The organism is Bifidobacterium biavatii DSM 23969 (assembly GCF_000741165.1).
Taxonomy (GTDB): domain Bacteria; phylum Actinomycetota; class Actinomycetes; order Actinomycetales; family Bifidobacteriaceae; genus Bifidobacterium; species Bifidobacterium biavatii.
In genome coordinates this window covers 26,165-51,765 of record NZ_JGYN01000004.1, presented here as the reverse complement: position 1 = coordinate 51,765, position 25,601 = coordinate 26,165, and the positions used below count along the sequence as shown (strand labels likewise).

The window sequence follows — 25,601 nt, the reverse complement described above, 5'->3', positions numbered from 1 at the left end:
CGCGACCAAAAACCCCAGCCACGCCAAAAACAAACCCAAACCCAACAACACGTGAGACAACCCACGCCGAAACACGCGAATCACTCCACCACCTCGCCGTCTCCATCGATGGTCATTTGCAGCACGTCCGGAATCGACTTGATACAGCAAATCAGCTCGTACCCGTCGTATTCCGGGATACTGCCCGTCGCCAGCACAATCGCCGGCGCGTCCGTATCATCGGTAAAACACCGCACCTTGCCACACGTCCACTTCACGCTGCGCTTCGTCTCCAAACGAAACACCACAATGTCGCCCGGCTGAACCTCGCCCGGCTCCGTCGTAATCTCAAACCGCACGATTACGCCCCCCGTTTGCTTGAATCCGGCGCGCTGAACCCAAGCCGGCGCTGAGCAAGCCGAAGTTCGTCAATCCACTGCTGCAAGTCCTCGGAATTGACCAGATGCGAATAGCAACTTCCTTCGTCGCCGATGACGCACACCACGACTTCTTCCTTATGCTGGTCATGCATGGCGATGCTGATTTGCGCGCTCATTTCGTTACCTCCGTTGAATTGCTTGAAAATTCCTCCAATGAGCCGTCGTCAAGCATGGCGGCAACGCCGCGCTTGACGATATCGGCCTGTTCCTCGGACAGAAAACGCGAAGACACATACACGGCACGCGCGTTAAGCACAATCACGTCGTCCGACTCGTGGCCCACCGATGCGGCGCAAGCCACGGCAACGTCGCCGGTACGATCAACGACGATCATTTCGTTACCTCCATCGGTTGCTTGGTGTCCGTGCGACCGGTCAGATAGTCAAGACTCACGTCGAAGTAGTCAGCAAGCCGAGACAGATCACGAAGCGTGAAATTGCTTCGTCCGTGGAACTTGTCACTAACGGCTTGCTCACTTACTCCCATCACGCCGGCTAACTCTCGTTGCTTGACGTGATTGAGTCGCATGAGCTTTCGCAGATTCTGAATCACTATCGACCTTCCATTACGCTACAGATTTTCCGTAATCAGTACGTATGAATATACACGGTGACTTCAGCGACACGCCGTGGAATACGGTTTTTTCGTAGTATGCTTTATGGCATGACTGCAACAATGCCCATGCCGAACGCGACTAAGCGTAGGCAAGATATCGTAGCTAATAATGTAAAACTAATGCTTACTGCTCGCGGATTGCTGAAACGTGATCTTGCTAAAGCAATGGGCATCTCGCCGCAGGCCATGGCGTCTAGGCTCCAAAGTAAAGCAAATTGGACTCTTGATGAAGCGTGCGCCGCTGCTGATTTTCTACATACACCCTTGTCTGTTCTAATGCGTTCCGACTTGACAGCGGCTGAGATTCTTGGATATGAAAATACCGCCGCCCCGGATGATTCCGGGAACGGCGGCCAATTGGTAGCGGGGCATGGATTTGAACCATGGACCTCTGGGTTATGAGCCCAGCGAGCTACCGAGCTGCTCCACCCCGCGACGGCTTGTCATTCAGACAGCTCAATCTAATTTACCGGCGAATGAGTATATGTCAAATCGGCGTGTCGCGGCAAAAGAGTGAGGAGAGAACATGGACTGATAGCCCGTCATAACGCGGAGGAATAACGTTTCCGGCATCCCGTCGGCGGGATGTTGCCATAATAATGGGTATGCCTATCAAGATCCCCAGCGGCCTGCCGGCCCGTGCCATCCTCGATTCGGAACGAATCTTCGCGCTCGAGAAGCCCGAAGCGGAGCGCCAGCGCGTGCGCCCGCTCAAACTGGTGATCCTGAACCTCATGCCCAAGAAGATCGAAACCGAGACCCAGCTGCTGCGCCTCATCTCGAAGAGCCCGCTGCAGGTCGAGATCGACTTCATGAAGACCTCCACGCACGAGGCCACGCATGTCTCCGCCGATCATTTGCTCAAGTTCTACGAAACGCTCGACGCGTTCGAGGACAACTACTACGACGGTTTCGTCGTCACCGGAGCGCCGGTCGAGCACATGCCGTTCGAGGACGTCGACTATTGGGACGAGTTCAAGCGCATCCTCGACTGGGCGTCCACGCACGTGTTCTCGACCATGTACTTGTGCTGGGGCGCTATGGGTGCGCTCAACTACCGTTACGGCGTGCGCAAGATCGACTACCCGCAGAAGGTCTTCGGCGTGTTCCCGCAGTACCTGCAGGACGAATACTGCTTCCTGACGAACGGTTTCGACGAGATCGCGCTGCAGCCGCACTCCCGTCTCGCCGGCGTGAACGAGGACGACGTGCGGGCGAACCGCGATCTGCAGATCCTCACGTGGGGACCGCAGTCCGGCCCCGGCCTGATCGCCGCGCGCGACTTCTCCGAAGTGTTCGCACTCGGTCACTGGGAGTACGGCAAGTACACGCTCGCCGAAGAATATGAGCGCGACATGAAGAAGGGCATGACGAACGTGCCGTTCCCGATCAACTACTTCCCGCACGACGATCCGTCGCTCGAGCCGCTGTTCAGCTGGCGTGCGCACGGCAACCTGCTGTGGCGCAACTGGCTGAACTGGGTGTATCAGACCACGCCGTACGATCTGACCGAAGTGCCGCAGCTGCGCCGCGAGAAGCGGCTTGGCACGGACCGTTCGATCCGCCATGAGCCGGGCTCTCCGCGCAAGGACGACTTCGCACCGTTCGCACATGACAGCTACGGGGTGATCGTCGGCTGACGGCCGGACCGTGAGGCGGAGGAGTCCACAACGTGGACGGGTTGATGGTCAAGGAATGAACGCATAAAAGGTCACGATGCGGATGTTCTTGTGAACGCTAACAAGACATATGGTAAGCGGGCGTCTAGTAACCTCGATCATACGAAACGCCGAGGAAGTGGCGGTTTTGCAACAGTTCGCAGATTTGTCCGAACGCGGGCTAATAATCACTTCAGCCATTCGGAGTCGAATGCACAACGTCGACTCCAAAGCCGCGCTGCGCAGACCCTGAAATCGGGGAGACGGAGGTAACCGGAGCGTCACATTCGCCCTACCCGTTGGGCTAAACTGACACCGGAATCAAGAAGCAGGAGGCGTGATATGGTCGGTTCATTCGGCACCGGTTTGCTGTTGGCGGCCGAGACGGGCGCGCATCTTCCGTCGGTCAATGATTTTCTTCCCCCGGAGATCCTGTTCCAGGGCACTCCGTTCGCGATCAATCGCATCATCCTCATCCGCATCGTCGCCACGATCGTGTTGCTGGCCGTGCTCGGCGTGACCGCCAGCCGTGCCAAGCTGATCCCCGGTCGCTGGCAGGGCGTCGTCGAGATGGGTCTCGACTTCGTGCGCGACAAGATCGTCTACGACATCATGGGCGAGACGCGCGGCAAGCGCTACGTGCCGATGATCACCACGCTGTTCTTCACGATCTTCGTGTTCAACCTGTGCGGCATCGTGCCGGGCATGAACATGGCCGCCACGGCGACCGTCGTCATGCCGCTCGTCTTCGCGCTGTGGACGATGGCCCAGTACTGGATTGCCGCCGCCCGCTCGCAGGGCCTCGGCCACTATCTGCGCCACGAGCTGTTCACGCCGGGCGTGCCGTGGCCGGTCTACATCCTGCTCGCGCCGATCAACATCCTCGAGCTGCTCGTCATCCGTCCGGCCTCGCTGACGATCCGACTCTTCGCGAACATGGTCTCCGGCCACCTCATGGTCGCCACCTGCCTCGCGTTCGCGCAGTACTGGATGGTCGACGCGGCCAACAAGCTGCAGGGCGTCCCGGTCGGCGCGCTGTGGTTCGCCGGCGGCTTCGCGATGACCTGCTTCGAGGCGTTCGTCGCGTTCCTCCAGGCGTACGTGTTCGCGATCCTGTCGACCGTGTACATCAACCTGAGCTTCCCGGAGGAGTGACCCCAGCGGTCCTTCCGGGCAATCCGCACGTTCCCGGCACAACGGGACACAGGCGGAAACCCAAGATTTATAACGTCACCTCGTACGTTAGAAAGGAAACAGAAATGGATATCATCACCCTCGCTGAGGTCGCCGGCAACCTGTCCGTCATCGGCTACGGCATCGGCACTCTGGGCCCTGGCATCGGTCTGGGCATCCTCTTCGGTAAGGCCATGGAATCCACCGCCCGCCAGCCTGAGATGTCCGGCAAGATCCAGACCATCATGTTCATCGGCCTGGCTCTGGTCGAGGTGCTGGCCCTGATCGGCTTCGTCGCCGCCCTGATCATCAAGTAAGACCCAGGCGAACGCACGAAACAACGATCCATGTCCAACAATGAAAGGAGGGCTTCATAATGACACTGGCAGAAGGCGGAATCGATCTGTTCATCCCCGAAACCTATGACATTGTGTGGTCCCTGATCATCCTTGTCATCGTTGCGCTGTTCTTCTACAAGTTCTTCCTGCCGAAGTTCAATGCGATCTTCGACGAGCGTGCGGCAAAGATCGAAGGCAACATCGCCAAGGCCGAACAGGCCAAGAAGGACGCTGACGCGGCGAAGGCCAAGTACGAGGCCCAGCTGAGCAACGCCCGCGTGGAAGCCTCCAAGATCCGCGACGACGCCCGCGCCGAGGCCTCGCACATCATCGCCGACGCCCGCTCCCGCGCCGAATCCGACGCGGCGCAGATCACCGCCAACGCGCAGCGCTCCATCGAATCGCAGCACCGTCAGGCTATGGTCAGTCTCAAGGGCGAAGTCGGCACGCTCGCCGCTGCCCTCGCGGGCAAGATCCTCGGCTCCAAGCTCGAGGACTCGGACGTGCAGTCGAGCATGATCGACAACCTGCTCGACGAGATGGACTCCGACAAGAAGTGACCGCCGAGCTGTGACTTCTCGGAACACAACAACGCAAACGTCAAGGAAAGGGAGGTGACCAATGCGAGGAGAAGCATCGCGCATCGCCGATCGCGTCTCTCGTGACTCGCTGGCACCCAAGCTGCGCGAAACCGGTCTGGACGCATGGCGCATCGGAAACGAACTGTTTTCGATCACCAACGTGCTCGACCACAACGTCCAGCTTGAACGCGCGCTCACCGACCCGTCGCGTCCGGTGGCGGACAAGGTCGCCGTACTGAACACCCTGATCGGTGGTCAGGCGCATCCGATGACGATGGAGATCATGACCGATCTGGTCGGTCGCCGTTGGAGCCGCGTGTCCGACATCGCCAACGCCGTGGAAGATTTCGGCGTGGATGGCATGATGTACTACGCGGACGCCACCGGCACCACCTTGCAGGTGTCGATCGAACTGGCCGAACTCCATTCGGCGCTTATCGGCATGCCGGTCCTGCGCTCCGAGCTGTCCGACGACAGCGCGCCCGCCGAAGCCCGCACCAAGCTGCTCAACAGCCTGATCGGCTCCAGCGACCTCAACAAGGTCACCAAGCGCCTCGCCGAACACGCGACCTGCAACCTGCGCAACCGCCGCTACCTGCAGACCGTGCAGTGGCTGATCAACAAGTTCTCGCGCCACATGGGCGAATCGATGGTCACCGTGACCACCGCCACGCCGCTCAAGAGCGAGCAGATCAAGAAGCTCACGGCGATCTACACGAAGAAGGTCGGCCGCCCGGTGCACATCAACTCGGTCGTCGATCCGTCCGTGATCGGCGGCATGCGCGTCCAGGTGGGCGACGAGGTCACCGACAACACGGTGGTCGCGCAGCTCCAGCATTTGAACCGCACCGTTCAGGCCAGCGCCTGACGACGAATATCCCTCCGAATCCGTACGTGCCCGAACACCACGGACGGCCGGCAGGGATCCCACAGATTTACCAATAACAACAAGGAGTGATCATGGCAGAACTTACCATTGATCCCACCACGATACGCAAGGCGCTCGATGAGTTCGTCGAGTCGTACAAGCCGTCGGACACGCCCACCCAGGAAGTGGGCTACGTGGCCACGGCCGGCGACGGCATTGCGCACGTGACGGGACTGCCTGGTTGCATGGCCAATGAGCTGCTGACCTTCGAGGATGGCACGCTCGGCCTGGCGTTCAACCTTGACGCCCGCGAGATCGGCGTGGTTATCCTCGGCGACTTCGCAGGCATCGAGGAAGGCCAGGAGGTCCGTCGCACCGGCGAAGTGCTCTCCGTGCCTGTTGGTGACGGCTATCTCGGCCGCACCGTCGACCCGCTGGGCAACCCGATCGACGGTCTGGGCGAGATCACGGACATCGAGGGTCGTCGTATCCTCGAGGCCCAGGCCCCCGACGTGATGCACCGCCACCCGGTCGACGAGCCTATGTCCACCGGTCTGAAGGCCATCGACGCGATGACGCCGATCGGCCGCGGCCAGCGCCAGCTCATCATCGGCGATCGTCAGACCGGCAAGACGGCCATCGCGATCGACACCATCATCAACCAGAAGAAGAACTGGGAATCCGGCGATCCGAAGAAGCAGGTCCGCTGCATCTACGTCGCCATCGGTCAGAAGGGCTCGACCATCGCCTCGGTACGTCAGAGCCTCGAAGAGGCCGGCGCGATGGAGTACACCACCATCGTCGCCTCCCCGGCTTCCGATTCCGCTGGTTTCAAGTACATTGCCCCCTACACCGGTTCCGCCATCGGACAGCACTGGATGTACCACGGCAAGCACGTCCTCATCGTCTTCGACGATCTGTCGAAGCAGGCCGAAGCCTACCGCTCGATCTCGCTGCTGCTGCGTCGTCCGCCGGGGCGTGAGGCTTACCCGGGCGATGTGTTCTACCTGCACTCCCGTCTGCTCGAACGCTGCGCGAAGGTTTCCGATGACCTCGGCGGCGGCTCGATGACCGGCCTGCCGATCGTCGAGACCAAGGCGAACGACGTGTCCGCCTACATTCCGACCAACGTGATCTCCATCACCGACGGTCAGATCTTCCTGCAGTCCGACCTGTTTAACGCGAACCAGCGTCCGGCCGTGGACGTCGGCATCTCCGTGTCCCGAGTCGGCGGCGCGGCGCAGACCAAGGCCCTGAAGAAGGTCTCCGGCACGCTGAAGATCTCGCTGGCGCAGTACCGTTCGCTGGAATCCTTCGCGATGTTCGCGTCCGATCTGGACGCCGCATCCAAGGCCCAGCTGAACCGTGGTGCGCACCTGACCGAGCTCCTGAAGCAGCCGCAGTTCTCGCCGTATTCGATGGAGCAGGAAGTCGTGTCCGTGTGGGCCGGCACCCATGGCAAGATGGACGATCTGCCGCTGGGCGACGTGCTGCCGTTCGAGCATGCGCTGCTTGACTGGCTCGACCACAACACCGACATCCTCACCACCATCCGCGACACCGAGAACTTCACGCCCGACACTGAAGCGGCCCTCGACAAGGCCGTGGACGAGTTCCGCGCGACCTACGTGACCAAGGCTGGCAAGCCGCTGGTCGAGAAGAAGAAGGTCTCGAAGAACCCGACGCCGGTTGAGCAGGAGAAGATCGTGGCCAAGGCCGAGAAGCCGGAGCACGATCCGAACAAGCACCCGATGGCCGGAGAAAAGAAGTAGCCCATGGGATCGCAACTCGCATTGAAGAGCAGGATCGCCTCCACGGGTTCGTTGGAGAAGATCTTCAACGCCCAGGAGATGATCGCGTCTTCGCACATTGCCAAGCACGTGACGTTGCCCTGAACGCGAAGCCCTATGCCGATGCGATTTTCGATGCCGTGCAGGCTGTGGTAGCCCATTCGCATATCACGCATCCGATCGTGAAGAAGGAAGAGGACAACCCGAAGGTTGCCGTGCTTGCTCTCACGTCGGATCGTGGTATGGCCGGCGCGTACACGTCGTCGATCATCCGCGAGACGGAGGATCTGCTCAACCGTCTCGAAGCGGACGGCAAGCAGCCGGAGCTGTACGTATACGGCCGCCGTGGTGTCACGTACTACAAGTACCGCAACCGCGACATCGCCGATACGTGGGAGGGCGATACCGACAAGCCTGGCGTCGAAGTCGCCGAGGCGATCTCCACGGCACTGATGAACGCCTACATGAAGCCGGCCGCCGAGGGTGGAGTCTCTGAACTCTACATCGTCTACACCGAGTTCATCAACATGGTGGTTCAGAAGGTGCGCGTGCTGCGCATGCTGCCGGTCGAGGTCATCGAGGCCGAGCATGAGGCCGCGCAGCCCGGATTCGACGCCCCGAGCGATGCCGGCAAGGCCACGCCGCTGTATTCGTTCGAGCCGAGCCTTGAGGAAGTGCTGGACGCTGTGCTGCCGAAGTACATCCAGTCGCGCATCCACGAGTGCCTGCTGGAGGCTGCCGCGTCCGAGACCGCAAGCCGTCAGAACGCCATGCACACGGCCACGGAGAACGCCCGCAACCTGATCGACGATCTGACCCGCAAGCTCAACGCTTCGCGTCAGGCATCGATCACCCAGGAACTTACCGAAATCATCGGCAGCGCCGACGCGCTGAACAACAAGGAAGAGTAGGAACATGGCTGAGAATCTTCAGACCACAGCACCTGCCGAGACGGCCGCAGAGCCGATCAATGGTCGCGTCACGCGTATCCAGGGTTCGGTTATCGACGTCGAATTCCCGGTGGGCCACCTGCCTGACATCTACAATGCACTGACCGTGCAGCTGACCAACACCGGCGCGCATGAGGAAGGCGAAACTTCCCATTCGATCACGCTGGAAGTCGAACAGCACCTCGGCGACTCGACCGTGCGTTGCGTCGCGCTCAAGCCGACCGACGGCCTGGTCCGCGGCGCGACCGTCGTCGACACGGGCGGCCCGATCTCCGTGCCGGTCGGTGACGTGACCCTCGGCCACGTGTTCGACGTGACCGGCCACGTGCTCAACAAGAAGGCCGACGAGACCATCAAGGTCACCGAGCGTTGGCCCATCCACCGCAAGCCGCCGGCATTTGACCAGCTGGAGTCCAAGACCCAGATGTTCGAGACCGGCATCAAGGTCATCGATCTGCTCACCCCGTACGTGCAGGGCGGCAAGATCGGTCTGTTCGGCGGTGCAGGCGTCGGCAAGACCGTGCTGATCCAGGAAATGATCCAGCGAGTCGCGCAGAACCATGGCGGTGTGTCCGTGTTCGCCGGCGTCGGCGAGCGTACCCGTGAGGGCAACGATCTGATCGGCGAGATGGGCGAGGCCGGCGTGCTTGAGAAGACCGCTCTGGTCTTCGGCCAGATGGATGAGCAGCCGGGCACCCGTCTGCGCGTCCCGCTGACCGCACTGACGATGGCCGAGTACTTCCGCGACGTGCAGAACCAGGACGTGCTGCTGTTCATCGACAACATCTTCCGCTTCACGCAGGCCGGTTCCGAGGTGTCCACGCTGCTGGGCCGTATGCCTTCCGCCGTGGGCTACCAGCCGAACCTGGCCGACGAGATGGGTGCTCTGCAGGAGCGCATCACCTCGACGCGCGGTCACTCGATCACCTCGCTGCAGGCCATCTACGTGCCGGCCGATGATTACACCGACCCGGCCCCGGCCACGACCTTCGCCCACCTCGACGCGACCACCGAGCTGTCTCGTGACATCGCTTCGAAGGGCATCTACCCGGCCGTGGACCCGCTGTCGTCGACCTCGCGAATCCTTGATCCGCGCTACGTCGGCCAGGCTCATTACGAGTGCGCCAACCGCGTCAAGGCGATTCTGCAGCGTAACAAGGAGCTGCAGGACATCATCGCCCTGATCGGTATCGACGAGCTCTCGGAAGAGGACAAGACCACCGTCAACCGCGCCCGTCGCATCGAGCAGTTCCTCGGCCAGAACTTCTACGTGGCCGAGAAGTTCACCGGTCGCCCGGGCTCGTACGTGCCGGCCGACGAGACCATCGAAGCCTTCACGCGCATCTGCGATGGCGTGTACGACGACGTTCCGGAGCAGGCGTTCTCCGGCATCGGCGGCATCGACGACCTCGAGAAGAAGTGGCACGACATGCAGAAGGAGCTTGGTGAGTGATGGCTGGATCCTCAAAGACCTTGATGCAGGTGAATATCGTCGCCGCTGACCACCCGGTGTGGCACGGTGAGGCGAAGTCGGTGACCATCCCCGCCTCCGAAGGCGAGATGGGCATTCTGGCCGACCACGAGCCGGTGCTGACCGTCATCAAGGGCGGTTCGCTCACTGTGGTCGACCCTGCCGGCGAACGCCACGTGTTCGAGGTCACTGACGGATTCATCTCCTTCGACTCGAACAAGCTCACCGTTGCGGTCGAACGCGGTCGCGACGTGGTCCGCACCTCCGGCGCGGACGCCGCCGCCGAGTAGTTTTCTCGCTCGGTTCGCGTATTTCAGGGGTCTCCCGCACACTGCGCTGTGCGGAAGACCCCTTTTGCGTGTTGCGGGGCCGCGTGTGTGGCCTTATTTGTGCGGTCGTGGCTCACGGGATGGAATCTGAACGATGACATCCATCGCGTGTATTGCTTTGGTGTCTTTCTGTGACTGTTCTGCGGTCTGCCGCCGACTTTCGCGGGCACGGGATGGAATATCGCGCTGTTTTTCCGTCGCATGACCGGGCCTGAAGCCACGGGATGGAATGCAATGCCGATATTCCATCCCGTGCCCGAGAAAAGGGGGTGATTGGCGGTCATGGGATGGAATGTAATGTGTGATTTTCCATCCCGTGACCGGGTGTGTAGTCACGGGATGGAAAAACGTGCGATTCTGCCATCCCGTGCGTCATGCTACAGTGTTGCGACGTGCGAATTATTGTTGCTGACTGCTCCGCCGAATACTCCGGCCGACTGACCGCCTCATTGCCGCCGGCCAAGCGTGTGCTGCTGATCAAAGCCGACAACAGCCTGCTGATTTTCTCCGAACTCGGTTCGTACAAGCCGCTCAACTGGATGGCCGCGCCGTGCACGATTCGCGAGATCGTGCCGGATGCCGCCGCGCATGACGCGGATGCGGTGAACGTCGCCGATGACGAGAACGCCGCGGATGATGCCGAACCGATCGCCGGCAAGGACGCGACCGAACTCACGCCGATCAAGCTGCTGCGCGTGTCCGCGGACAAGTCGAGCGACATTCTCGAAGTCTCGCTGTACCGCGTCTATTCGGACGAAACGTACGATCTGGGCGAGGACCCGGGTCTCGTCAAGGACGGCGTCGAGGATCATCTGCAGCGCTGTCTCGCGCAGCAGATCACGCGCATCGGCGAAGGCGCCAAGCTCGTGCGCCGCGAATATCCGACCGCGATCGGCCCGGTCGACATCATGGCCACCGACGCGAGCGGCATGCACGTGGCGATCGAGATCAAGCGGCACGGTGGCATCGACGGCGTCGAACAGCTGACGCGCTACTGCGAACTGCTCAACCGCGACCCGCTGCTCGCCCCGGTGCGCGGCATCTTCGCTGCGCAGACGATCACCCCGCAGGCGCGCGTGCTGGCCGAGGACCGCGGTTTCGAATGCCTGATCCTCGACTACGACGACATGCGCGGCGTCGAGGACGACTCGCTGCGCCTGTTCTGAGTCCGCACGCTCCGACCGCACGCTCCGACCGTGCGGGCAGTCGCATCGACTTCATCAAAAAAGGGAATCGGCCGAAACCGATTCCCTTTCTGCTATGCCGCTTCAGCGTCGTTCGCCGATCACCGAGGATCGCTGCCGACCGCCGAGGATCAGTACGCGGCGAGAATGTCGACCACGAACACGAGCGTGGAATTCGCTGGAATCGAACCGGTGGCGGTGGAGCCGTAGCCGAGGTCCGGCGGAATCACGATCAGCACCTGCGAACCGACCGTCTGGCCGATCAGGCCGTCCTTCCAGCCCTGGATGATCTGGCCACTGTCCGACAGATCCGCGTCGAACGTCGTGTCCTTGTCCCACGAGGAGTCGAACTGGGTGCCGTTGAGCAGCCAGCCCGTGTACTTAACCTTCGCGGTCATGCTGTTGGTGAGCTTCTTGCCGGAACCCTTGATGAGCGTCTGCGCGAGCAGCTTCTTGCCGTTGCCCTTGTAACCGTTCATCGTGATCGACGGCTTGCCGTCCTTGGCACGCGTCACCTTTGGCAGGTTCGACGGCACGTCCTTAACCTCGTCGCCGGTGGCCTTCGTGTAGTCCTTGGACGTGGAGACGATCGTAAGCGCCATGATGTACGACGTGCCGGACGAGTTGGAATCGTTCACACCGAACGCGACAGTCGCGTTGACCTTCTGTTTGAGAAACAGTTCCTTGTACGCCGCGGCGAGGCTCGAGCTGGTCATGTCCCACGAGCAGTCGGGCGTGTTCTTCTCCCATGTGCTCATGAGCTGGGAGCCGTCCTTGACGTTGATTGCGATGCCCTGCACGCACACGCGGTCGTCGGCTTCGATGGTCTTGCCGTTGCCCTCCTGCAGCACCGCGTACGTGTTGTTAGCGACGGTCATCGGCGTGCTGGCGAGCTTGATCGTCGGCTTCTTGCCGAGCTCGCCGGTGGCTGTGACGCCGGAGATCTGGTCGAGGTCCTTGAGTGAGGACGTGTCGCCGGACGACGATGACGACGACGAATCCTTGGACGAAGAGTCGGAGGATGAGGAGGACGAAGAAGACGAGGAGGACGAGGAGCCCTTGGACGCCGAATCGGACGAGCCGCACGCTCCGAACGCCAGGCACAGGCCCAGCGCGCACACGCCGGCCAGAACGTTGCGGAAATGCTTGGATGTTGTCGAATTGCGCATAGTCACCACCCTAGCGCCAAACCTTGATTTGCCGCGCGTTCAGCCGCATCCCCACACTCTTCACGGGCGGGATTGTAGAATGGTGTGGATATGACTGGGAACGAACAAGAATCTCGACAAGAACATGCGAACGACGATGAGGGGATGTCCCCCTCCCGCCGCGCGTGGATCATGCGCGGCCTCATAACCCCGATTTTCGGTTTGTTGGCAGTGACCTGCATCGTGTTGGGACTGTTCAACGCGACGATTTGGAAGCCCAGCAGCGAGATCACCGCCAAGGGCACGGTCAGCGGCGTGCATTACGCCGCCACCGATCCCGGCGTGCTGCCGCTGGTCGACGACGATGCGACGCTGACCGTTACCGCGTCCGGCAGCGACGTGTGCGTCGCGCTTGGTTCCAGCAAGGACGTGAACGGCTGGATCAACGGCGAATCGTATGCGCGCGTGACCGGGCTGTCCGATTGGACCACACTGTCCACGGAGGTTTCCGACGCGACGCAGGGCGCTTCGTCCGGCGACGATTCGCAGGACGTGGCGTTCAAGGACTCCGACATGTGGACGCGCGTCGTGTGCGGCAGCGGCAAGGCTACGCTCAAGACGACCGCCAAGGATAAGTCCGAGATCGCGCTGATCGATTTGGGCGACGCCGACCAGGCCACCGTGTCGGTACACTGGGTGCGCGAAACGCTGCCTGATTTCGCCATGCCGTTCTATTTTGCTGGAGGTCTGCTCGCGCTGATGGCCGTGCTGACCGCGTCGCTGTTCGCGATGCCGCCGCACAAGCGCCGCAAGCGCGTGATCGAAAGCAAGCTCGTGCAGGAGGAAGTGACCGTCGCACAGGCGATTTCCGGCAGTCTCGCACGGATCATGCCGTCAAGGCGGCCGCGCGGCGAACGTCGGCGCCACGCGGGAACCGGCGTGCGCGGAGAGCGTGCGGAGACCGGCACGACGATCGGCTCGGCCGAATCGCACTACGACGCGCAGCCGGCGCAGCCGACGATTATCGACCCGTCATCGCGCAACCTGGTCGCCGATCAGGCCGCGCGCAACGCACAGGCCGAACGTGAACCGGCCGGACAGGACGATTACGGCGCGGATCGCGATCGCGACGCGCAACTGGCTCAGCCCGATCTGGTGCTGCCGGACGGCGCGGCGACGGACGACCGGTTCGCGCCGGTCGAACAGCCGGAGTCGGCGCTGCGATTCGACGCGGTGGATCAGGACGAGCCGGTGGTTCCGGCCGCAGCCGACGATCGCCGGCCGAACGACGATACAGTAGATGACGCGGCGGCCGCCACGATCGGCGAGCAGACGGTCGAACAGTCGGCTGAGCGGTCCTCTGACCAGGCTGACGACCAATCCGCAGTGTCCGATGTGGTGCCCGAAGCGATGTCCGGCGCGACGGATGCCGCCGACGAAACGCACGACGAGTCGCATCATGGGGATGAGCACATCGGCCGCGTCGCACAGTCGACGCCCGACGAGCCCGCCGCCGTGCAGCCGTCGCTGCCGCGCAGAAGACGCCGCCATTCGGCCGAATCCAACCATGCGGAAGACACGGCCAACAACGACGTGACATCCGTCATCAGCAACGAGGAACTGCAGGCGTACTTCGCCAGACTCGCGCAGGAAACCGCGGGAGCGGCGGATGACGACAGAGCGAACAATGACGGCAAGAAGGAGGAACGGCAGTGACGAAGCGAATCAGAAACGCGGCGGCGGCCGTGCTCTCCCTCGTACTTGCCGTCTCCCTCGGTGCGTGCGAAGGACAGGTTCCGCAGCCGGTCGCGGCGGGCGATGCGTCGTCCAAAACCAGCGCCAAGGCCACGCCAGACCTGAGCGAAGCGCAGGAAAAAGCCATCCGCAAGCAGATCCTCATCACACTCGGCGCCGCCAACGACGCGAAGGACGCGAGCGGACTATCCGCGCGCATGACCGGCCCGCAGCTGGCCATCCACAGCGCGCGCATCGCCATCGCGCAGAAAACCGGGTCCATCTCGCGCTACGCGACGATCCCGAACGACATCGTGCAGACCGTCATCCCCACCGATTCGGGCTGGCCGCGCAGCGTGTACAGCATCACCACCACCACCGACGACCAGCAGTCCAAGCGACTGCTCGTGCTCACGCAGGACTCGGCCCGCCAGAACTACAAGCTGTGGGGCGTGGCGCGACTGTTCCAAGGCACCAAACTGCCAAGCTTCGCCGTGCCGGACATCGGCGCGAAAATGGGCACCGCGAAGGACGCCGGACTCGTCATGACGCCCGAACAGGCCGTTGAACGCTACGCCGACGTGCTCACCAACGGCAGCTCCAGCCAGTTCGCGGCCAGCTTCGCCGACGACGAACTGCGTCAGACGCTCGCTAGTACCACCGAACAGGTGCAGCAGGGCATTGCCAGCAACAAGGGCACGCAGCAGCAGGTGTTTACGCCCGCGCCCGGCGCGATCCAAGTCATGCGCTCGTCCGACGGCGGCGACTTGGTGGTTGCGCAGATCAACCTCGAATGGACCCGCCAGGCGGGCGAGGGGCGCGAATCGCTGCCCGCGAACGATCAGGAAAACGCGCTGTTCGGCAACTCCAAGGCCACCAGCACGCTCAAGGCGACCTACGTGTTCGTGGTGGCCATGTACGTGCCCGAGGCGAACTCCGGCAAGCAGGTCACCGCGGTGGGCGCGGACCGCGAGGTCGTCAAGGTCGAGGCGAAGTGAGCGTCTCACGCTGAGAGTGCAAACGCGCGTTTGCACGGGGAATGAGCCGGCGCTGGAACTATAGTGTGTTCCAACGCCGGTTTTTCGTATCTGGCGATAATCGGAAAGACCGTTCGGTTGCATCATCGTGTGGTGCAGTTGGACGGATGATCGGAAAGGCGCGCGTGCAACGTGTGTGCGTGCGGCGATGCGTGGCAAGGCGTGACAACGCGTGACACGCAACAACATGGGAGGCAATATGGCGGATCAGCAGGAGTTCCATCCCGGCGTGTCCCTCGCGGGAGCCGTGGACCTGGAGGCGCTGAAGCATCAGGTGAAGGCCGAACCCGGACAGGCGGGCGGCGCGCCCGCGGCCGGCGGATACGTGATCGACACCACCGAAAACACGTTCCAGGCGATGGTGCAGACGTCCGCCACGTTCCCGATCCTGCTGCTGCTGTGGGTGCCCACCGACGACCGCCTGTTCCCCATGGCCCGCGCACTCGGCGACGCGGTCAACAAGCTCAACGGCCAGATCCAGCTCAGCCGCATCGACATCGCCTCCAGCCCGTCCATCGCGCAGGCGTTCCAGGTGCAGGGCGCGCCCGCGCTGTTCGCGCTGATCGGCGGCCGTCCGATGCCGATTCTCGAAGGACTGCCGTCCGACGAAGAACTGAAGCAGATCACCGATCAGGTGCTGCCCAAGCTCATTCAGGCCGCGCAACAGGCCGGCGTGACCGGCACCGCGCCGTATTCGGGCGATCCGTCCGCCGACGGTGCTGCGGGCGCTGGCTCGGGTGCCGCTCCCGCCGAGCAGATTCCGCCGGAGCATGCGGAGGCGCACCAGCTTGCGCAGGCCGGCGACTATGCCGGCGCGGCCGTTGCCTATGAGAAGGTGCTTGAATCCGATCCGAACGACAAGGTCGCCGCGCGCGAACGTGCCAAGGCGCTGCTGCTCGCCCGTTCGGCCAATGCGGATGTGCGCGAAGTGCGGGCTGCCGCGGCCGCGCATCCCGACGACGTCGACGCGCAGCTGGCCGTGGCCGACGTGGACATGATCGGCGGGCAGATCGCCGACGCGTTCGATCGTCTGCTCGACTATCTTGCGGCCGGCCATACGGACGAGCTTGAGCCGGTGCGCAAGCGTCTGCTCGAATACTTCCTGATCCCCGACCCGGCAGACGAGCGGCTCAAGCGCGCTCGCCGCCGCCTCGCCACGCTCATGTACTGAGCGGGGTGCCGGGCGGTCGGCATTGTGCTGCTCGCGTCGTGGCTGCGTTTGTGCGGTTGCGACGCGAGCGTCACGCGCGTCACGCCATGCGGTTGCGGCCGAACAGCTGCTGGAACTGCGGGCCGTCTTCGGCGAGTTCACGCTCGAAGTCGGCCCGCCAGCTATCGAACGGGCGCGCGGCGAGACCGTCGTTACTGAAGCGCGGCTGATCGGTGATCTCGGTCACACAGAATTTCGGAATAACAAGGTTCGTGACCGGCGTGGACCGTTGCGCCGAAGCGACCACGAGCGGCGCGTTCGGTCCGCCGAACACGTCGATGCTCCAGCCGTCCTCGTTGAGCCACACGGAATACCGGTTCTTGATGATCGGCGCGCCGCCGCGCATGATCAGCTCGGCCGCGATGCGCGAGTCGATCTCGCGCTCGGCCTCGTAGCGCGTGCCGCCCACGGACGGGCCTTTGACCGTCACGTACGCTTCGCGGAAATCGTCGCGGTATTCGTCGAGTACGGCGAGCGGATCGAGATCGGGCGTCATCGTCACGCGCACCGCACGGGTCGACAGGCGCACGCGTAGCGCGTAGTTGTCGTCATGAACGTAGTAGCTTTGCACGATCAATGCCGGAGCGTCCCCATCGTCGGCCTCCGGCGGCAGCGAACGGCAGAAGAACCGCCGTTCGTACTCGAAATCGTTCATATTCTCGTCCATGAAACCAGTGTAGGCATGTTTCGGCGTGGTGCGCGTGCATTCGGTCAGGGCGGCGTGTAAAGTAGTGGCGTGCTTGGGTCCGTAGCTCAGTGGATAGAGCGTCTGTCTCCGGAACAGAAGGTCGAGGGTTCGATCCCCTTTGGGCCCACAAGAATGGCGTAATTCCAAGGATTTAAGGTTCTTGGAGTTACGCCGTTTTGTCATATCGGGTACATATCGGGTACATATCGGGTACATTGCTGGCGCACGGTGCCCCGTTCTTCGCTCAGGATCGACGGTCTGCTGTTCGATCCAGTTATCGATCGTTCTGCTTGTTTTTCTGCATCATTTTATCCTTCAATGATGCAGAAAAAACGACGATGATGCAGAAAAGTGCGGGATGCGGCAATGCCAGCACAGTGTGCAGAGTCTGTGTTTATGACATGTCATGCTTTGCCGAGATAGCGTGGAGACGACCGGAGTATGACATGGCGCAATGTCAGACCCGGCAGGTTTTCCGAGATTCTTTCCGGGCGTGACAAGGCGCCGTGCCGGATGATCCCGGCCGATGAACCGTTTTGTTTGGAATTCCAAGGTTTCAAGGATCATTGGGGTTGTCATATCTTGCTTTTGCACGGTGTTCCTCACGGTGTGTGACAGCTCGGCTGTCACGCTTTGCCAAGAATGTCTCATTCTTCCAATGAGTGACCATCGTGCCTGTTCCCTCATGCGGACACCAGCCGCCGGGAACCGGTGCGGGAGGGCTATATTGAAGCCAAGTGCGGGGTTCCGCGCGGGTGTAAGCGGCGATCGGCAAACGATGGGCGCGACGGATGATACGGACGGTCGGCAAGACCGGCCGGTGATGTGTCAAAGGAGCAATATCATGAGCGAGAAGATGGAAGCGGTGGCCACCTCCGAGGCGCCGGCGGCGCTGGGCGCGTACAGCCAGGCGGTCAAGGCCAACGGATTCGTGTTCGTCTCCGGCCAGTTGGGCATCGACCCGGCTACCGGCGAACTGGCCGGCCCGACCGCGGGCGAGCAGGCCGCGCAGGCGCTCAAGAACATCAAGTGCATCCTCGACGCGGCCGGCACCGGCATTGAGCACGTGTGCCGCGCCACCATTTATCTCAAGAACGTCGAGGACTTCAAGGAGGTCGACGCCCGCTACGCCGAAGTGTTCATCGGCTCCGTCAAGCCGGCCCGCTGCGCGTTCGGCGGTAACGACATCCCGAAGGGTGCGCTCGTCGAAATCGACGCCATCGCCGTGCTGTGACGTTGCACCCCTAACGGGTTCGCTTTGAGGCACAGCAGTCATCATTCTTGGGACTGATGGTTGGCACGCGAGTCGCTGCGTAGGCTGAAAGCCGTCGCCGATCCCTGCCGGTTTGCGCCGGGGGAAGGATCGGCGGCGGCTTTGTCATATGCGTTTCGGCTGCGTTGTGTGCACGATGCGCGCGATATATAACGGTCCGTACGTGTGCGTGACGATTGACGGAATGACAGTCGTCGGAACGACGGACGGATGGAAAGGCGGAGAGTGATGCGCAGGTTGAACGCGAGCGGACGACGCGGCGTGTTTGCGATCGTCGCCGTCGTGCTCGTCGCGGCGATGCTGGTGTGCGACGTGGCCGTCGGCCTCGGCAGGCTGATCGACGTCGCGCATTCCGGTGCGAATGGCACGGCGCCGGCCGTCATCGCGCATCGCGGCGACGCGCGCGCTCCCGAAAACTCGCTCGCCGCCATCCGTGGCGCCGACGCGATCGGTGCGGACTATGCGGAAATCGACATACGGCTTACCGCCGACGGTGAACCCGTCGTCTTCCACGACCGCGCGACCGGACGTCTGAGCGCTGCCGGGCGCAACGTGATCGTCTCGCGCACGCGACTGCGTCAACTGCAGCGCATGACCATGCGGCAGAACGGGCAGAACTATCGCATCCCCACGCTGTATCAGGCATTACGCGCGGCGCAAGGCACGCGCGGCCATCTCGGTCTGCTGCTGCACGTCAAAACCGACGACCGTCACGCTCGGACCGTTGCCGACACGGTCATCCGTTCGGTCGAAGCGGCGCGGTTCACCAACAATCTCATGATCATGTCCACCAGTCGGGAAGCGCTCGTCGTCTTCAAGCAGCGCGAACCGAACTGGCGCATCGGCCTGTGCGCGAGCGGTGAACCCCAGCTCACCGGCTGGGACATCCGCGACCTGCGCACGCGGCTGCTCGACCGGCTCGCACGCGGCGGTCGTACCGGCCGCGGCGGACGATCCGGCGGCAAGCACGGCGGCGACGGTGCGGATGGCGGCGGAACGCACGGCGACGTAGCGCGCGGCGGCGATTGGAACGGGCACGAACTGCCGATGGACTTCGTCGTTGTGCGCGCACGCGAGGCGACGCGCACGTTCCTGCGCGAGGCGCGACGGCACGACGTGCCCGTGTACGTGGGCGCGGTCAACGACGCGCGCACTGCACGATCGTTTATCAAACAAGGTGCGGCCGGATTCCTCGGCGAGGACGTCGAACAGTTGCGCCGGGCCGCCGGCGAATACGCGCTGGCTTGACGGTTGACCAAATTCCAACGGTATTGCAACACGTCGCGCATAAGGCGCGCATAAAACGCATATATTGGTATGATACTCGTAAGTATCATACTGAAGGAGCATGTTGTGTTTGTCGGGCGTGAGCATGAACTGTCGGTGATGCAGGATTTGTGGGATCGAGACGATTTCCAGATGCTGGTGATGTACGGGCGTCGACGCGTGGGCAAAACGGCGCTGCTGGACGAGTTCGCACGAAGCCGGGATACGCTGATGTTCACCGCGCGCCAGCAGACTTCCGCGGCGAATCTGCGGGATTTCTCCCGTGAGATTTACCGTTTCTTCGGGGAAACGGCGTCACGGCCGGCGTTCGGCCTGTGGCAGGATGCGTTTGATTTCATCGTGGACAAGACACGACAAAACGGTTCGCGACGCATCTTGTTCGTGTTCGACGAGTTTCCGTACGCGGCGATGAATGAGAAATCGTTGCCGTCGATCCTGCAGGTGACCATCGATCACGGTTTCCAGGACACGAACATGATGATGGTGCTGTGCGGTAGCAACGAAGGATTCATGGAAAGCGAGGTCCTCGGCTACAAGAGCCCGCTGTACGGCCGGCGAACCGCGCAAATGCACGTCAAGCCGTTCGACGTATTCGACGCGGCGCGCATGATCCCGTTCGCGTCGACCGAGGACGTCGTTCGATACTATGCCACGTTCGGCGGCACGCCGTACTATCTCAAGCAGCTGAGATCGGACCGCTCCTACGAGGATAACGTTTCGCGCCTCATGTTCGATACCAGCGGTCTGCTGTACGAAGAACCGCTGATGCTGCTCAGGCAGGAGCTGCGCGACATCGCCGTGTACAACTCGGTGCTGAATGCCGTCGGCTCGGGCGCCACCCGGCAGAATGACATCGCCGGCAAGGCGGGACTGGCCTCGTCTTCATCGGTCAGCAAGTATCTGAGCGTTTTATCGGACTTGAACCTGATCGAACGCAAGGTGCCTTTTGGAGAAGACCCGACCCGTACTCGTAAGGGGCTGTGGTCGTTCGCCGACCCGTTCTTCGCGTTCTGGTATCGGTTCGTCGCCCCGAACACGGATCTGATCGAACGCGGAGACGGCGATCTCGCCCTGACGGATATCGCCGGTCCGGCTTTGGACACTTACGTCGGCCAACAGTACGAAACCGTGTGCGAGCAATGGCTCGTACGCGCCAACCGGCAGAGTCTGCTGCCGTTTCGGGCCACGACGTTCGGCAAATGGTGGGGCACTGATCCGCGTCTGCGCCAGGAAACCGACATCGACGTGATCGCTGCCAGTCCTCGCGACAAGACAATCCTGCTCGGCGAATGCAAATGGAAAAACACGCTCAATATCGCCGAAACCACGGCGACGCTCCGTTCACGAGCCGACCTCATCCCCGGATACGGCACTCGGCATTATGCGCTGTTCGTCAAAACCGACGGACTCGCCCAAACCGCCCGCTCGCGCAACGAGCCGAACCTCACCGTATGGTCGGCCAACGATATGCTCGGCAGTGTTCTCGGATGATGCTCATTGCTCTTCGACGATCATCAGACTGTCCGGACGGGCCGTCTACGCGATGCTCGACGACAAGATCAAGAAGCCGTCGTCGGCTGTCAGACGGGCCGGTAGACTGGGGAGAATGAGTCCTGAAGCCCTGAGCGAACTGATTTCGCATATTGCCCATGAACTGGTTGCGTCCGGCAAGGCCGGCAACCTCACCGATGACCTGATCCCGCCTGTCGAGAAGCTCGCCGTCATGCGTCCGAAGGATCGCGCGCACGGCGACTGGGCCTCGAACGCGGCCATGCAGCTGGCTAAGAAGGCCGGCATGAAGCCCCACGATCTGGCCGAACTCTTCGCGGCCGGACTCACCGCCGCCGAAGGTGTCAAGTCCGTCGAAGTGGCCGGCCCTGGCTTCATCAACATCACGCTCGACTCCGCGTCCGCCGCGGCCGTCGTCGACCAGGTGCTCGACGCGCCCTCCGACGAGCGCGGCTTCTCCACGTTCGGCAAGAACACGCATCTCGCTGGCAAGACGCTCAACCTCGAATTCGTCTCTGCCAACCCGACCGGACCGATCCACATCGGCGGCACCCGCTGGGCCGCCACCGGCGACTCCATGGCCCGCGTGCTCGAGGCGAACGGCGCGAAGGTCGTGCGCGAATACTACTTCAACGACCACGGCGAGCAGATCAACCGTTTCGCCAAGTCGCTCGTCGCCGCCGCACACGGCGAGGAAACGCCGATCGACGGCTACAAGGGCGCGTACATCAACGAAATCGCCGACCGCGTGATCGCCGAGGCCGAAGCCGACGGCGTGGACGTGCTCGCCCTGCCGCGCGTCGACGGCGGCCTCGACAAGGACGGCAACCCGCTCGGCGAAGGCGACTCCGAACAGCGCGAAGAGTTCCGCAAGCGCGCCGTGCCGATGATGTTCGACGAGATTCGCAAGTCCATGAAGGAATTCCGTGTCCACTTCGACGTGTGGTTCCACGAGAACAGCCTGTACACCGATGGCGAGGTCGAACGCGCGATCAGCGTGCTGCGTGAGCGCGGCGACATCTACGAGAAGGACGGCGCGACCTGGTTCGAGTCGACCAAGCACGGCGACGACAAGGACCGCGTGATCCTCAAGTCCAACGGCGAATACGCGTACTTCGCGGCCGACATCGCCTACTACTGGAACAAGCGCCACCGCGCGACCGACCCGGCCGACGTGGCGATCTACATGCTCGGCGCCGACCACCACGGCTACATCGGCCGCATGATGGCCATGTGCGCCGCCTTCGGCGACAAGCCGGGCGAAAACATGCAGATCCTCATCGGCCAGCTCGTCAACGTGCTCAAGGACGGCAAGGCCGTGCGCATGTCCAAGCGCGCCGGCAACGTCGTCACGATCGACGATCTCGTCGAGGCGATCGGCGTGGACGCGTCCCGCTACTCGCTCGCGCGCACCGACTACAACTCGCCGGTCGACATCGACCTGAACCTGCTCGCGTCGCACTCCAACGACAACCCGGTGTACTACGTGCAGTACGCGCACGCACGCTCCTGCAATGTGGACCGCAACGCGGAAGCAGCCGGCATCACGTATGAGGGCGCAGATCTCGCGCTGCTCGACACCGAGGCGGACGGCGAAGTGCTCGCCGCGCTCGCCCAGTGGCCGGCGCTGCTCACGCTCGCCGGCGACGCGCGCGCACCGCACCGCGTGGCGCACTATCTTGAGGATCTGGCCGCCGCGTACCACAAGTGGTACAACGTGGAGCGCGTCGTGCCGATGGAACTCACCGATCCGGAAACCCGCGGAGACGAGGCCGAGCGCGAAGCCGTGCGCATCGCCAAGGCTCCGGAACCGGCCCGCGCCGCCGCGCGACTCAAGCTCAACGACGCCGTGCGCACCGTGATCGCCGAAGGCCTCGACCTGCTCGGCGTCACTGCCCCGGACAAGATGTAACGGCCTTCGGCCGTTGCTGTGTTTTGCGACGCTCACGACGCTTCGCTGTTCGCTGCTACGCACAGTCCACTGGACTGTGCGTCCCGAGAAGATGTGATCTTCCTTGGCTCCTCCTTAGGGGAGCCAAAATCATAGAGAATGAGGAACCACCTATGGCAATCAGTCCCATTTGGCCGGCCGCCACGGCCGTGGATCCCGCGACCGGCGCGATCACGTTCCACGGGCGCACCGCCGAATCACTGCTTGACGAATTCGGTTCGCCGCTGTATCTCATCGACACCGACGAGGTCGCCAACCGCGCCAAGCATTTCGTCACCGCCGCGGCGCGCGCGTTCAACAACTCCACCACGCACGTCAGCTTCGCCGGCAAGGCGTTCCTGTCCAAGGAAATCGTGCGCCTCGTGCTCGCCGCCGGCATGTACGTCGACACGTGCACGATGGGCGAAATGCGCATCGCGCTCGCCGCCGGAGCCCCCGGCCGCCGCCTCGTGCTGCACGGCAACAACAAGTCCGACGCGGAAATCGAACTCGCGATCGAACAGGGCTTCGCGAAAATCGTCGTCGACGAGCCGAACGAGCCGGCCCGCATCGCCGCGATCGCCAAGCGCCTCGGCAAGCGCGCCCGCGTCATGCTGCGCGTCACGTCCGGCATCCACGCCGGCGGCCACGAGTACATCTCCACCGCGCACGAGGACCAGAAGTTCGGCGTGCCGCTGCTGCCGGCCGGCGCGGACGCGTCCGTGCTGTCGATCCTCGACGACCTGACCGGCGTGACCCCGGCCGTGACGAACGCGCGCGTGGGGGAGCGGCATGACTCGGCCGACACCGCGGCCGACGCGTCCGACGAGACGAACGCGGCCAAGCCGGAACGCCAGCTGCGCTACGACATCAAGTATCCGTACGACCTGCACGGCGAAGAGGTCTCGGCCGATGACCGTGCGCTCGCCGCCGCGATGACCGCCGTGGCGGACGGCCCGGCGCTCGCCGTACTCAAGGAGATCCAGCGTCATCAGGACGTGCTCGAGCTGGTCGGCGTGCACTCGCACATCGGCTCGAACATCCACGACGCGGACGCGTTCATCCAGGCCGCCAAGCGCATGATGCTCCTGCGCAAGACGTTCTACGCGACCGACGCGTTCACGCTGCCCGAAGTCGACCTTGGCGGTGGCTATTCCGTCGCGTACACGGACGGCGAGGATTCGATGGACATCGACGCGGAGCTCGGCCGTCTGGCCGATGCGGTCGCGTCGATCAACCGTGCGCTCGGCATGCCCGCGCCCGCGATCTCGTTCGAGCCGGGACGCTGGATCGTCGCGCCCGCCGGCGTCACGCTGTACCGCGTCGGCACGATCAAGCACGTGCTGCTCAGTGCGGACGCAGAAGGCCACCAGCCGACCGACAAGGCCGGCGAGCCGATCAGCGAGCGCGTGTACGTGTCCGTGGACGGCGGCATGAGCGACAACATCCGTCCGGCGCTGTACGGCGCGGACTACACGGTGAAGCTCGCGAACCGCCGCGGTTCGGACGAGTCGATGCTCGTGCGCGTGGTCGGCATGCACTGCGAGTCGGGCGATATCATCGTGCACGAGGACCATCTGCCGGCCGACCTGAAGCGCGGCGACGTGCTCGCCGTGCCGGTGACCGGCGCGTACGGCCGCACGATGGCGAGCAACTACAATCAGGCGCTGATTCCGGCGGTTGTGGGCGTGTCTGAGGAGGGTGCGCACGTGATGATCCGCCGTCAGACGATCGACGACCTGCTGAGCTGGGATCTCGGCTGATACGAAGCGAATCGCTGATGCGAATCGCGTTTGCGCGTGATTCCGGGCGATGCTGAACGCGAGAAGGGGCCTTCCGGATGAACCGGAAGGCCCCTTCTCATATTCGGTTATGGTTCTTCGGTTATGGATCGCGGAGCGGATCAGGCGAGGGTGCCGACCGGGGTGCCGGCGGCGACTGCACCGTGAGCGGTGATTGACAGGTCGTTGATGAGCGACGGGTTGGTGAACACCACGATCACGTCGGTAGGCTTGCCGGCTGCCTTGATGGCGGCCCAGTCCACGTCGATGATCGGGGCACCGGCCTTGACGTCCTGACCGGTTTCGACATGCACGGTGAACGGCTCGCCGCCCAGCTGGACGGTGTCGACGCCCACGTGCACGAGCACCTCCACGCCGGAATCGGTGGTGATGCCCACGGCGTGGCGCGCATTGGCCACGGTGGTCACCTTGCCGGAAACTGGGGCTACGATCGTGGCCGAGGCGGGGACCACGGCGAATCCGTCGCCGAGAATCTTCGCGGCGAACGTGTCGTCGGGAACGTCCTCGATCGGCTTGATCGAACCGTCGACAGGGGCCAGGATGCTGCTGGCGGAACCTGCAGTCGCGGCTGGGGCTGAAACCGGCTTCGGGGCCGGCTTAGCGGGTT

The 25,601-nt window shown here is 62.9% G+C and carries 24 protein-coding genes, 2 tRNA genes and 1 pseudogene; 19 read left to right on the top strand and 8 right to left on the bottom strand.

Annotated features, from left to right (window positions below):
* Nucleotides 1–80: 80 nt before the first annotated feature.
* From BBIA_RS01510 to BBIA_RS01490, 5 genes are all read right to left on the bottom strand, one after another.
* Nucleotides 81–338, bottom strand: coding sequence for a hypothetical protein (locus tag BBIA_RS01510; protein ID WP_033493399.1), 258 nt, complete (start codon nt 336–338; stop codon nt 81–83).
* A gap of 2 nt (nt 339–340) precedes the next feature.
* Nucleotides 341–535, bottom strand: coding sequence for a hypothetical protein (locus tag BBIA_RS01505; RefSeq protein WP_033493402.1), 195 nt, complete (start codon nt 533–535; stop codon nt 341–343).
* Nucleotides 532–753 (bottom strand): hypothetical protein, encoded by a 222-nt coding sequence (locus BBIA_RS01500; protein WP_033493404.1) that lies wholly within the window; start codon nt 751–753, stop codon nt 532–534. The genes BBIA_RS01505 and BBIA_RS01500 overlap by 4 nt, the downstream gene beginning before the upstream one ends.
* Complete coding sequence (locus BBIA_RS01495) at nt 750–971, bottom strand: helix-turn-helix domain-containing protein (protein ID WP_238548398.1); 222 nt, start codon at nt 969–971, stop codon at nt 750–752. The genes BBIA_RS01500 and BBIA_RS01495 overlap by 4 nt, the downstream gene beginning before the upstream one ends.
* Nucleotides 972–1,392: 421 nt before the next feature.
* A tRNA-Met gene (locus tag BBIA_RS01490) sits at nt 1,393–1,469 on the bottom strand.
* A gap of 170 nt (nt 1,470–1,639) precedes the next feature.
* Here BBIA_RS01490 and BBIA_RS01485 point away from each other — a divergent pair.
* The 10 genes and pseudogenes from BBIA_RS01485 (at nt 1,640) to nucS (ending at nt 11,358) form a co-directional block, all read left to right on the top strand.
* Nucleotides 1,640–2,674, top strand: a complete 1,035-nt coding sequence (locus BBIA_RS01485) for a homoserine O-succinyltransferase (protein WP_033493406.1) — start codon at nt 1,640–1,642, stop codon at nt 2,672–2,674.
* A gap of 360 nt (nt 2,675–3,034) precedes the next feature.
* On the top strand, nt 3,035–3,847 hold the full coding sequence (gene atpB / locus BBIA_RS01480) for a F0F1 ATP synthase subunit A (RefSeq protein WP_033493408.1): 813 nt from the start codon (nt 3,035–3,037) through the stop codon (nt 3,845–3,847).
* A 104-nt stretch (nt 3,848–3,951) separates the two neighbouring features.
* Nucleotides 3,952–4,182, top strand: coding sequence for an ATP synthase F0 subunit C (gene atpE, locus BBIA_RS01475; protein ID WP_033493409.1), 231 nt, complete (start codon nt 3,952–3,954; stop codon nt 4,180–4,182).
* Between the two features lie 59 nt (nt 4,183–4,241).
* Entirely contained in the window at nt 4,242–4,763 is a 522-nt protein-coding gene (locus tag BBIA_RS01470) for a F0F1 ATP synthase subunit B (RefSeq protein WP_033493411.1), read from the top strand.
* Nucleotides 4,764–4,824: 61 nt separating this feature from the next.
* Entirely contained in the window at nt 4,825–5,652 is an 828-nt protein-coding gene (locus BBIA_RS01465) for a F0F1 ATP synthase subunit delta (protein WP_033493413.1), read from the top strand.
* A 92-nt stretch (nt 5,653–5,744) separates the two neighbouring features.
* Nucleotides 5,745–7,424, top strand: a complete 1,680-nt coding sequence (atpA, locus tag BBIA_RS01460; protein WP_033493414.1) for a F0F1 ATP synthase subunit alpha — start codon at nt 5,745–5,747, stop codon at nt 7,422–7,424.
* A gap of 3 nt (nt 7,425–7,427) precedes the next feature.
* Nucleotides 7,428–8,353, top strand: a pseudogene (locus BBIA_RS01455) (F0F1 ATP synthase subunit gamma).
* 4 nt (nt 8,354–8,357) lie between these two features.
* A complete protein-coding gene (gene atpD / locus BBIA_RS01450; protein ID WP_033493418.1) occupies nt 8,358–9,845 on the top strand; it encodes a F0F1 ATP synthase subunit beta in 1,488 nt (495 codons plus the stop codon).
* Nucleotides 9,845–10,153, top strand: a complete 309-nt coding sequence (locus tag BBIA_RS01445; RefSeq protein WP_033493420.1) for a F0F1 ATP synthase subunit epsilon — start codon at nt 9,845–9,847, stop codon at nt 10,151–10,153. The genes atpD and BBIA_RS01445 overlap by 1 nt, the downstream gene beginning before the upstream one ends.
* A 431-nt stretch (nt 10,154–10,584) precedes the next feature.
* Nucleotides 10,585–11,358, top strand: a complete 774-nt coding sequence (gene nucS, locus BBIA_RS01440) for an endonuclease NucS (RefSeq protein WP_033493525.1) — start codon at nt 10,585–10,587, stop codon at nt 11,356–11,358.
* A 149-nt stretch (nt 11,359–11,507) separates the two neighbouring features.
* Here nucS and BBIA_RS01435 read toward each other — a convergent pair whose 3' ends face one another.
* Nucleotides 11,508–12,545 (bottom strand): FKBP-type peptidyl-prolyl cis-trans isomerase, encoded by a 1,038-nt coding sequence (locus BBIA_RS01435; protein WP_033493422.1) that lies wholly within the window; start codon nt 12,543–12,545, stop codon nt 11,508–11,510.
* A 90-nt stretch (nt 12,546–12,635) separates the two neighbouring features.
* On the opposite strand from BBIA_RS01435, the gene BBIA_RS01430 reads away from it, so the two are divergent.
* The 3 genes from BBIA_RS01430 (at nt 12,636) to BBIA_RS01420 (ending at nt 16,466) form a co-directional block, all read left to right on the top strand.
* Nucleotides 12,636–14,240: a hypothetical protein gene (locus tag BBIA_RS01430; RefSeq protein ID WP_152600522.1), complete on the top strand. Its 1,605-nt coding sequence runs from the start codon at nt 12,636–12,638 to the stop codon at nt 14,238–14,240.
* Nucleotides 14,237–15,256, top strand: coding sequence for a DUF8094 domain-containing protein (locus BBIA_RS01425; RefSeq protein WP_033493424.1), 1,020 nt, complete (start codon nt 14,237–14,239; stop codon nt 15,254–15,256). The genes BBIA_RS01430 and BBIA_RS01425 overlap by 4 nt, the downstream gene beginning before the upstream one ends.
* A gap of 238 nt (nt 15,257–15,494) precedes the next feature.
* On the top strand, nt 15,495–16,466 hold the full coding sequence (locus tag BBIA_RS01420) for a tetratricopeptide repeat protein (protein ID WP_033493426.1): 972 nt from the start codon (nt 15,495–15,497) through the stop codon (nt 16,464–16,466).
* Nucleotides 16,467–16,545: 79 nt separating this feature from the next.
* Here BBIA_RS01420 and BBIA_RS01415 read toward each other — a convergent pair whose 3' ends face one another.
* Nucleotides 16,546–17,160: a CYTH domain-containing protein gene (locus BBIA_RS01415; RefSeq protein ID WP_081891827.1), complete on the bottom strand. Its 615-nt coding sequence runs from the start codon at nt 17,158–17,160 to the stop codon at nt 16,546–16,548.
* Nucleotides 17,161–17,247: 87 nt separating this feature from the next.
* Between BBIA_RS01415 and BBIA_RS01410 the strand changes: the two genes are divergently transcribed.
* The 6 genes from BBIA_RS01410 to BBIA_RS01385 all read left to right on the top strand — a co-directional run bounded on the left by BBIA_RS01410 (nt 17,248) and on the right by BBIA_RS01385 (nt 24,955).
* Nucleotides 17,248–17,320 (top strand) — tRNA-Arg (locus BBIA_RS01410).
* Between the two features lie 717 nt (nt 17,321–18,037).
* A complete protein-coding gene (locus BBIA_RS01405; RefSeq protein ID WP_033493429.1) occupies nt 18,038–18,427 on the top strand; it encodes a Rid family detoxifying hydrolase in 390 nt (129 codons plus the stop codon).
* Nucleotides 18,428–18,694: 267 nt separating this feature from the next.
* Nucleotides 18,695–19,714 carry a glycerophosphodiester phosphodiesterase family protein gene (locus BBIA_RS01400; protein ID WP_051923633.1) on the top strand — a complete coding sequence of 340 codons (1,020 nt, stop codon included), beginning with the start codon at nt 18,695–18,697 and terminating at the stop codon, nt 19,712–19,714.
* Between the two features lie 105 nt (nt 19,715–19,819).
* On the top strand, nt 19,820–21,244 hold the full coding sequence (locus BBIA_RS01395) for an ATP-binding protein (protein ID WP_051923632.1): 1,425 nt from the start codon (nt 19,820–19,822) through the stop codon (nt 21,242–21,244).
* Nucleotides 21,245–21,359: 115 nt separating this feature from the next.
* The gene (argS, locus tag BBIA_RS01390; protein ID WP_033493533.1) at nt 21,360–23,174 is read left to right on the top strand and encodes an arginine--tRNA ligase; all 1,815 of its coding nucleotides are present in this window, start codon (nt 21,360–21,362) and stop codon (nt 23,172–23,174) included.
* A 152-nt stretch (nt 23,175–23,326) separates the two neighbouring features.
* Nucleotides 23,327–24,955, top strand: a complete 1,629-nt coding sequence (locus BBIA_RS01385; RefSeq protein ID WP_033493433.1) for a diaminopimelate decarboxylase family protein — start codon at nt 23,327–23,329, stop codon at nt 24,953–24,955.
* 140 nt (nt 24,956–25,095) lie between these two features.
* Here BBIA_RS01385 and BBIA_RS14380 read toward each other — a convergent pair whose 3' ends face one another.
* Nucleotides 25,096–25,533: a PTS sugar transporter subunit IIA gene (locus BBIA_RS14380; protein ID WP_274518572.1), complete on the bottom strand. Its 438-nt coding sequence runs from the start codon at nt 25,531–25,533 to the stop codon at nt 25,096–25,098.
* Nucleotides 25,534–25,601 lie beyond the last annotated feature (68 nt).

What these genes read in the sequence shown, in the direction of transcription:
- BBIA_RS01415 (WP_081891827.1), bottom strand. Translation starts at nt 17,160, where the DNA reads ATGAACGATTTCGAGTACGAACGGCGGTTCTTCTGCCGTTCGCTGCCG.
- BBIA_RS01405 (WP_033493429.1), top strand. Translation starts at nt 18,038, where the DNA reads ATGAGCGAGAAGATGGAAGCGGTGGCCACCTCCGAGGCGCCGGCGGCG.
- BBIA_RS01400 (WP_051923633.1), top strand. Translation starts at nt 18,695, where the DNA reads ATGCGCAGGTTGAACGCGAGCGGACGACGCGGCGTGTTTGCGATCGTC.
- BBIA_RS01435 (WP_033493422.1), bottom strand. Translation starts at nt 12,545, where the DNA reads ATGCGCAATTCGACAACATCCAAGCATTTCCGCAACGTTCTGGCCGGC.
- BBIA_RS01485 (WP_033493406.1), top strand. Translation starts at nt 1,640, where the DNA reads ATGCCTATCAAGATCCCCAGCGGCCTGCCGGCCCGTGCCATCCTCGAT.
- BBIA_RS01470 (WP_033493411.1), top strand. Translation starts at nt 4,242, where the DNA reads ATGACACTGGCAGAAGGCGGAATCGATCTGTTCATCCCCGAAACCTAT.
- BBIA_RS01505 (WP_033493402.1), bottom strand. Translation starts at nt 535, where the DNA reads ATGAGCGCGCAAATCAGCATCGCCATGCATGACCAGCATAAGGAAGAA.
- argS (WP_033493533.1), top strand. Translation starts at nt 21,360, where the DNA reads ATGAGTCCTGAAGCCCTGAGCGAACTGATTTCGCATATTGCCCATGAA.
- BBIA_RS01445 (WP_033493420.1), top strand. Translation starts at nt 9,845, where the DNA reads ATGGCTGGATCCTCAAAGACCTTGATGCAGGTGAATATCGTCGCCGCT.
- BBIA_RS01420 (WP_033493426.1), top strand. Translation starts at nt 15,495, where the DNA reads ATGGCGGATCAGCAGGAGTTCCATCCCGGCGTGTCCCTCGCGGGAGCC.
- atpD (WP_033493418.1), top strand. Translation starts at nt 8,358, where the DNA reads ATGGCTGAGAATCTTCAGACCACAGCACCTGCCGAGACGGCCGCAGAG.
- BBIA_RS01500 (WP_033493404.1), bottom strand. Translation starts at nt 753, where the DNA reads ATGATCGTCGTTGATCGTACCGGCGACGTTGCCGTGGCTTGCGCCGCA.
- atpB (WP_033493408.1), top strand. Translation starts at nt 3,035, where the DNA reads ATGGTCGGTTCATTCGGCACCGGTTTGCTGTTGGCGGCCGAGACGGGC.
- atpE (WP_033493409.1), top strand. Translation starts at nt 3,952, where the DNA reads ATGGATATCATCACCCTCGCTGAGGTCGCCGGCAACCTGTCCGTCATC.
- BBIA_RS01385 (WP_033493433.1), top strand. Translation starts at nt 23,327, where the DNA reads ATGGCAATCAGTCCCATTTGGCCGGCCGCCACGGCCGTGGATCCCGCG.
- atpA (WP_033493414.1), top strand. Translation starts at nt 5,745, where the DNA reads ATGGCAGAACTTACCATTGATCCCACCACGATACGCAAGGCGCTCGAT.
- BBIA_RS01430 (WP_152600522.1), top strand. Translation starts at nt 12,636, where the DNA reads ATGACTGGGAACGAACAAGAATCTCGACAAGAACATGCGAACGACGAT.
- BBIA_RS01465 (WP_033493413.1), top strand. Translation starts at nt 4,825, where the DNA reads ATGCGAGGAGAAGCATCGCGCATCGCCGATCGCGTCTCTCGTGACTCG.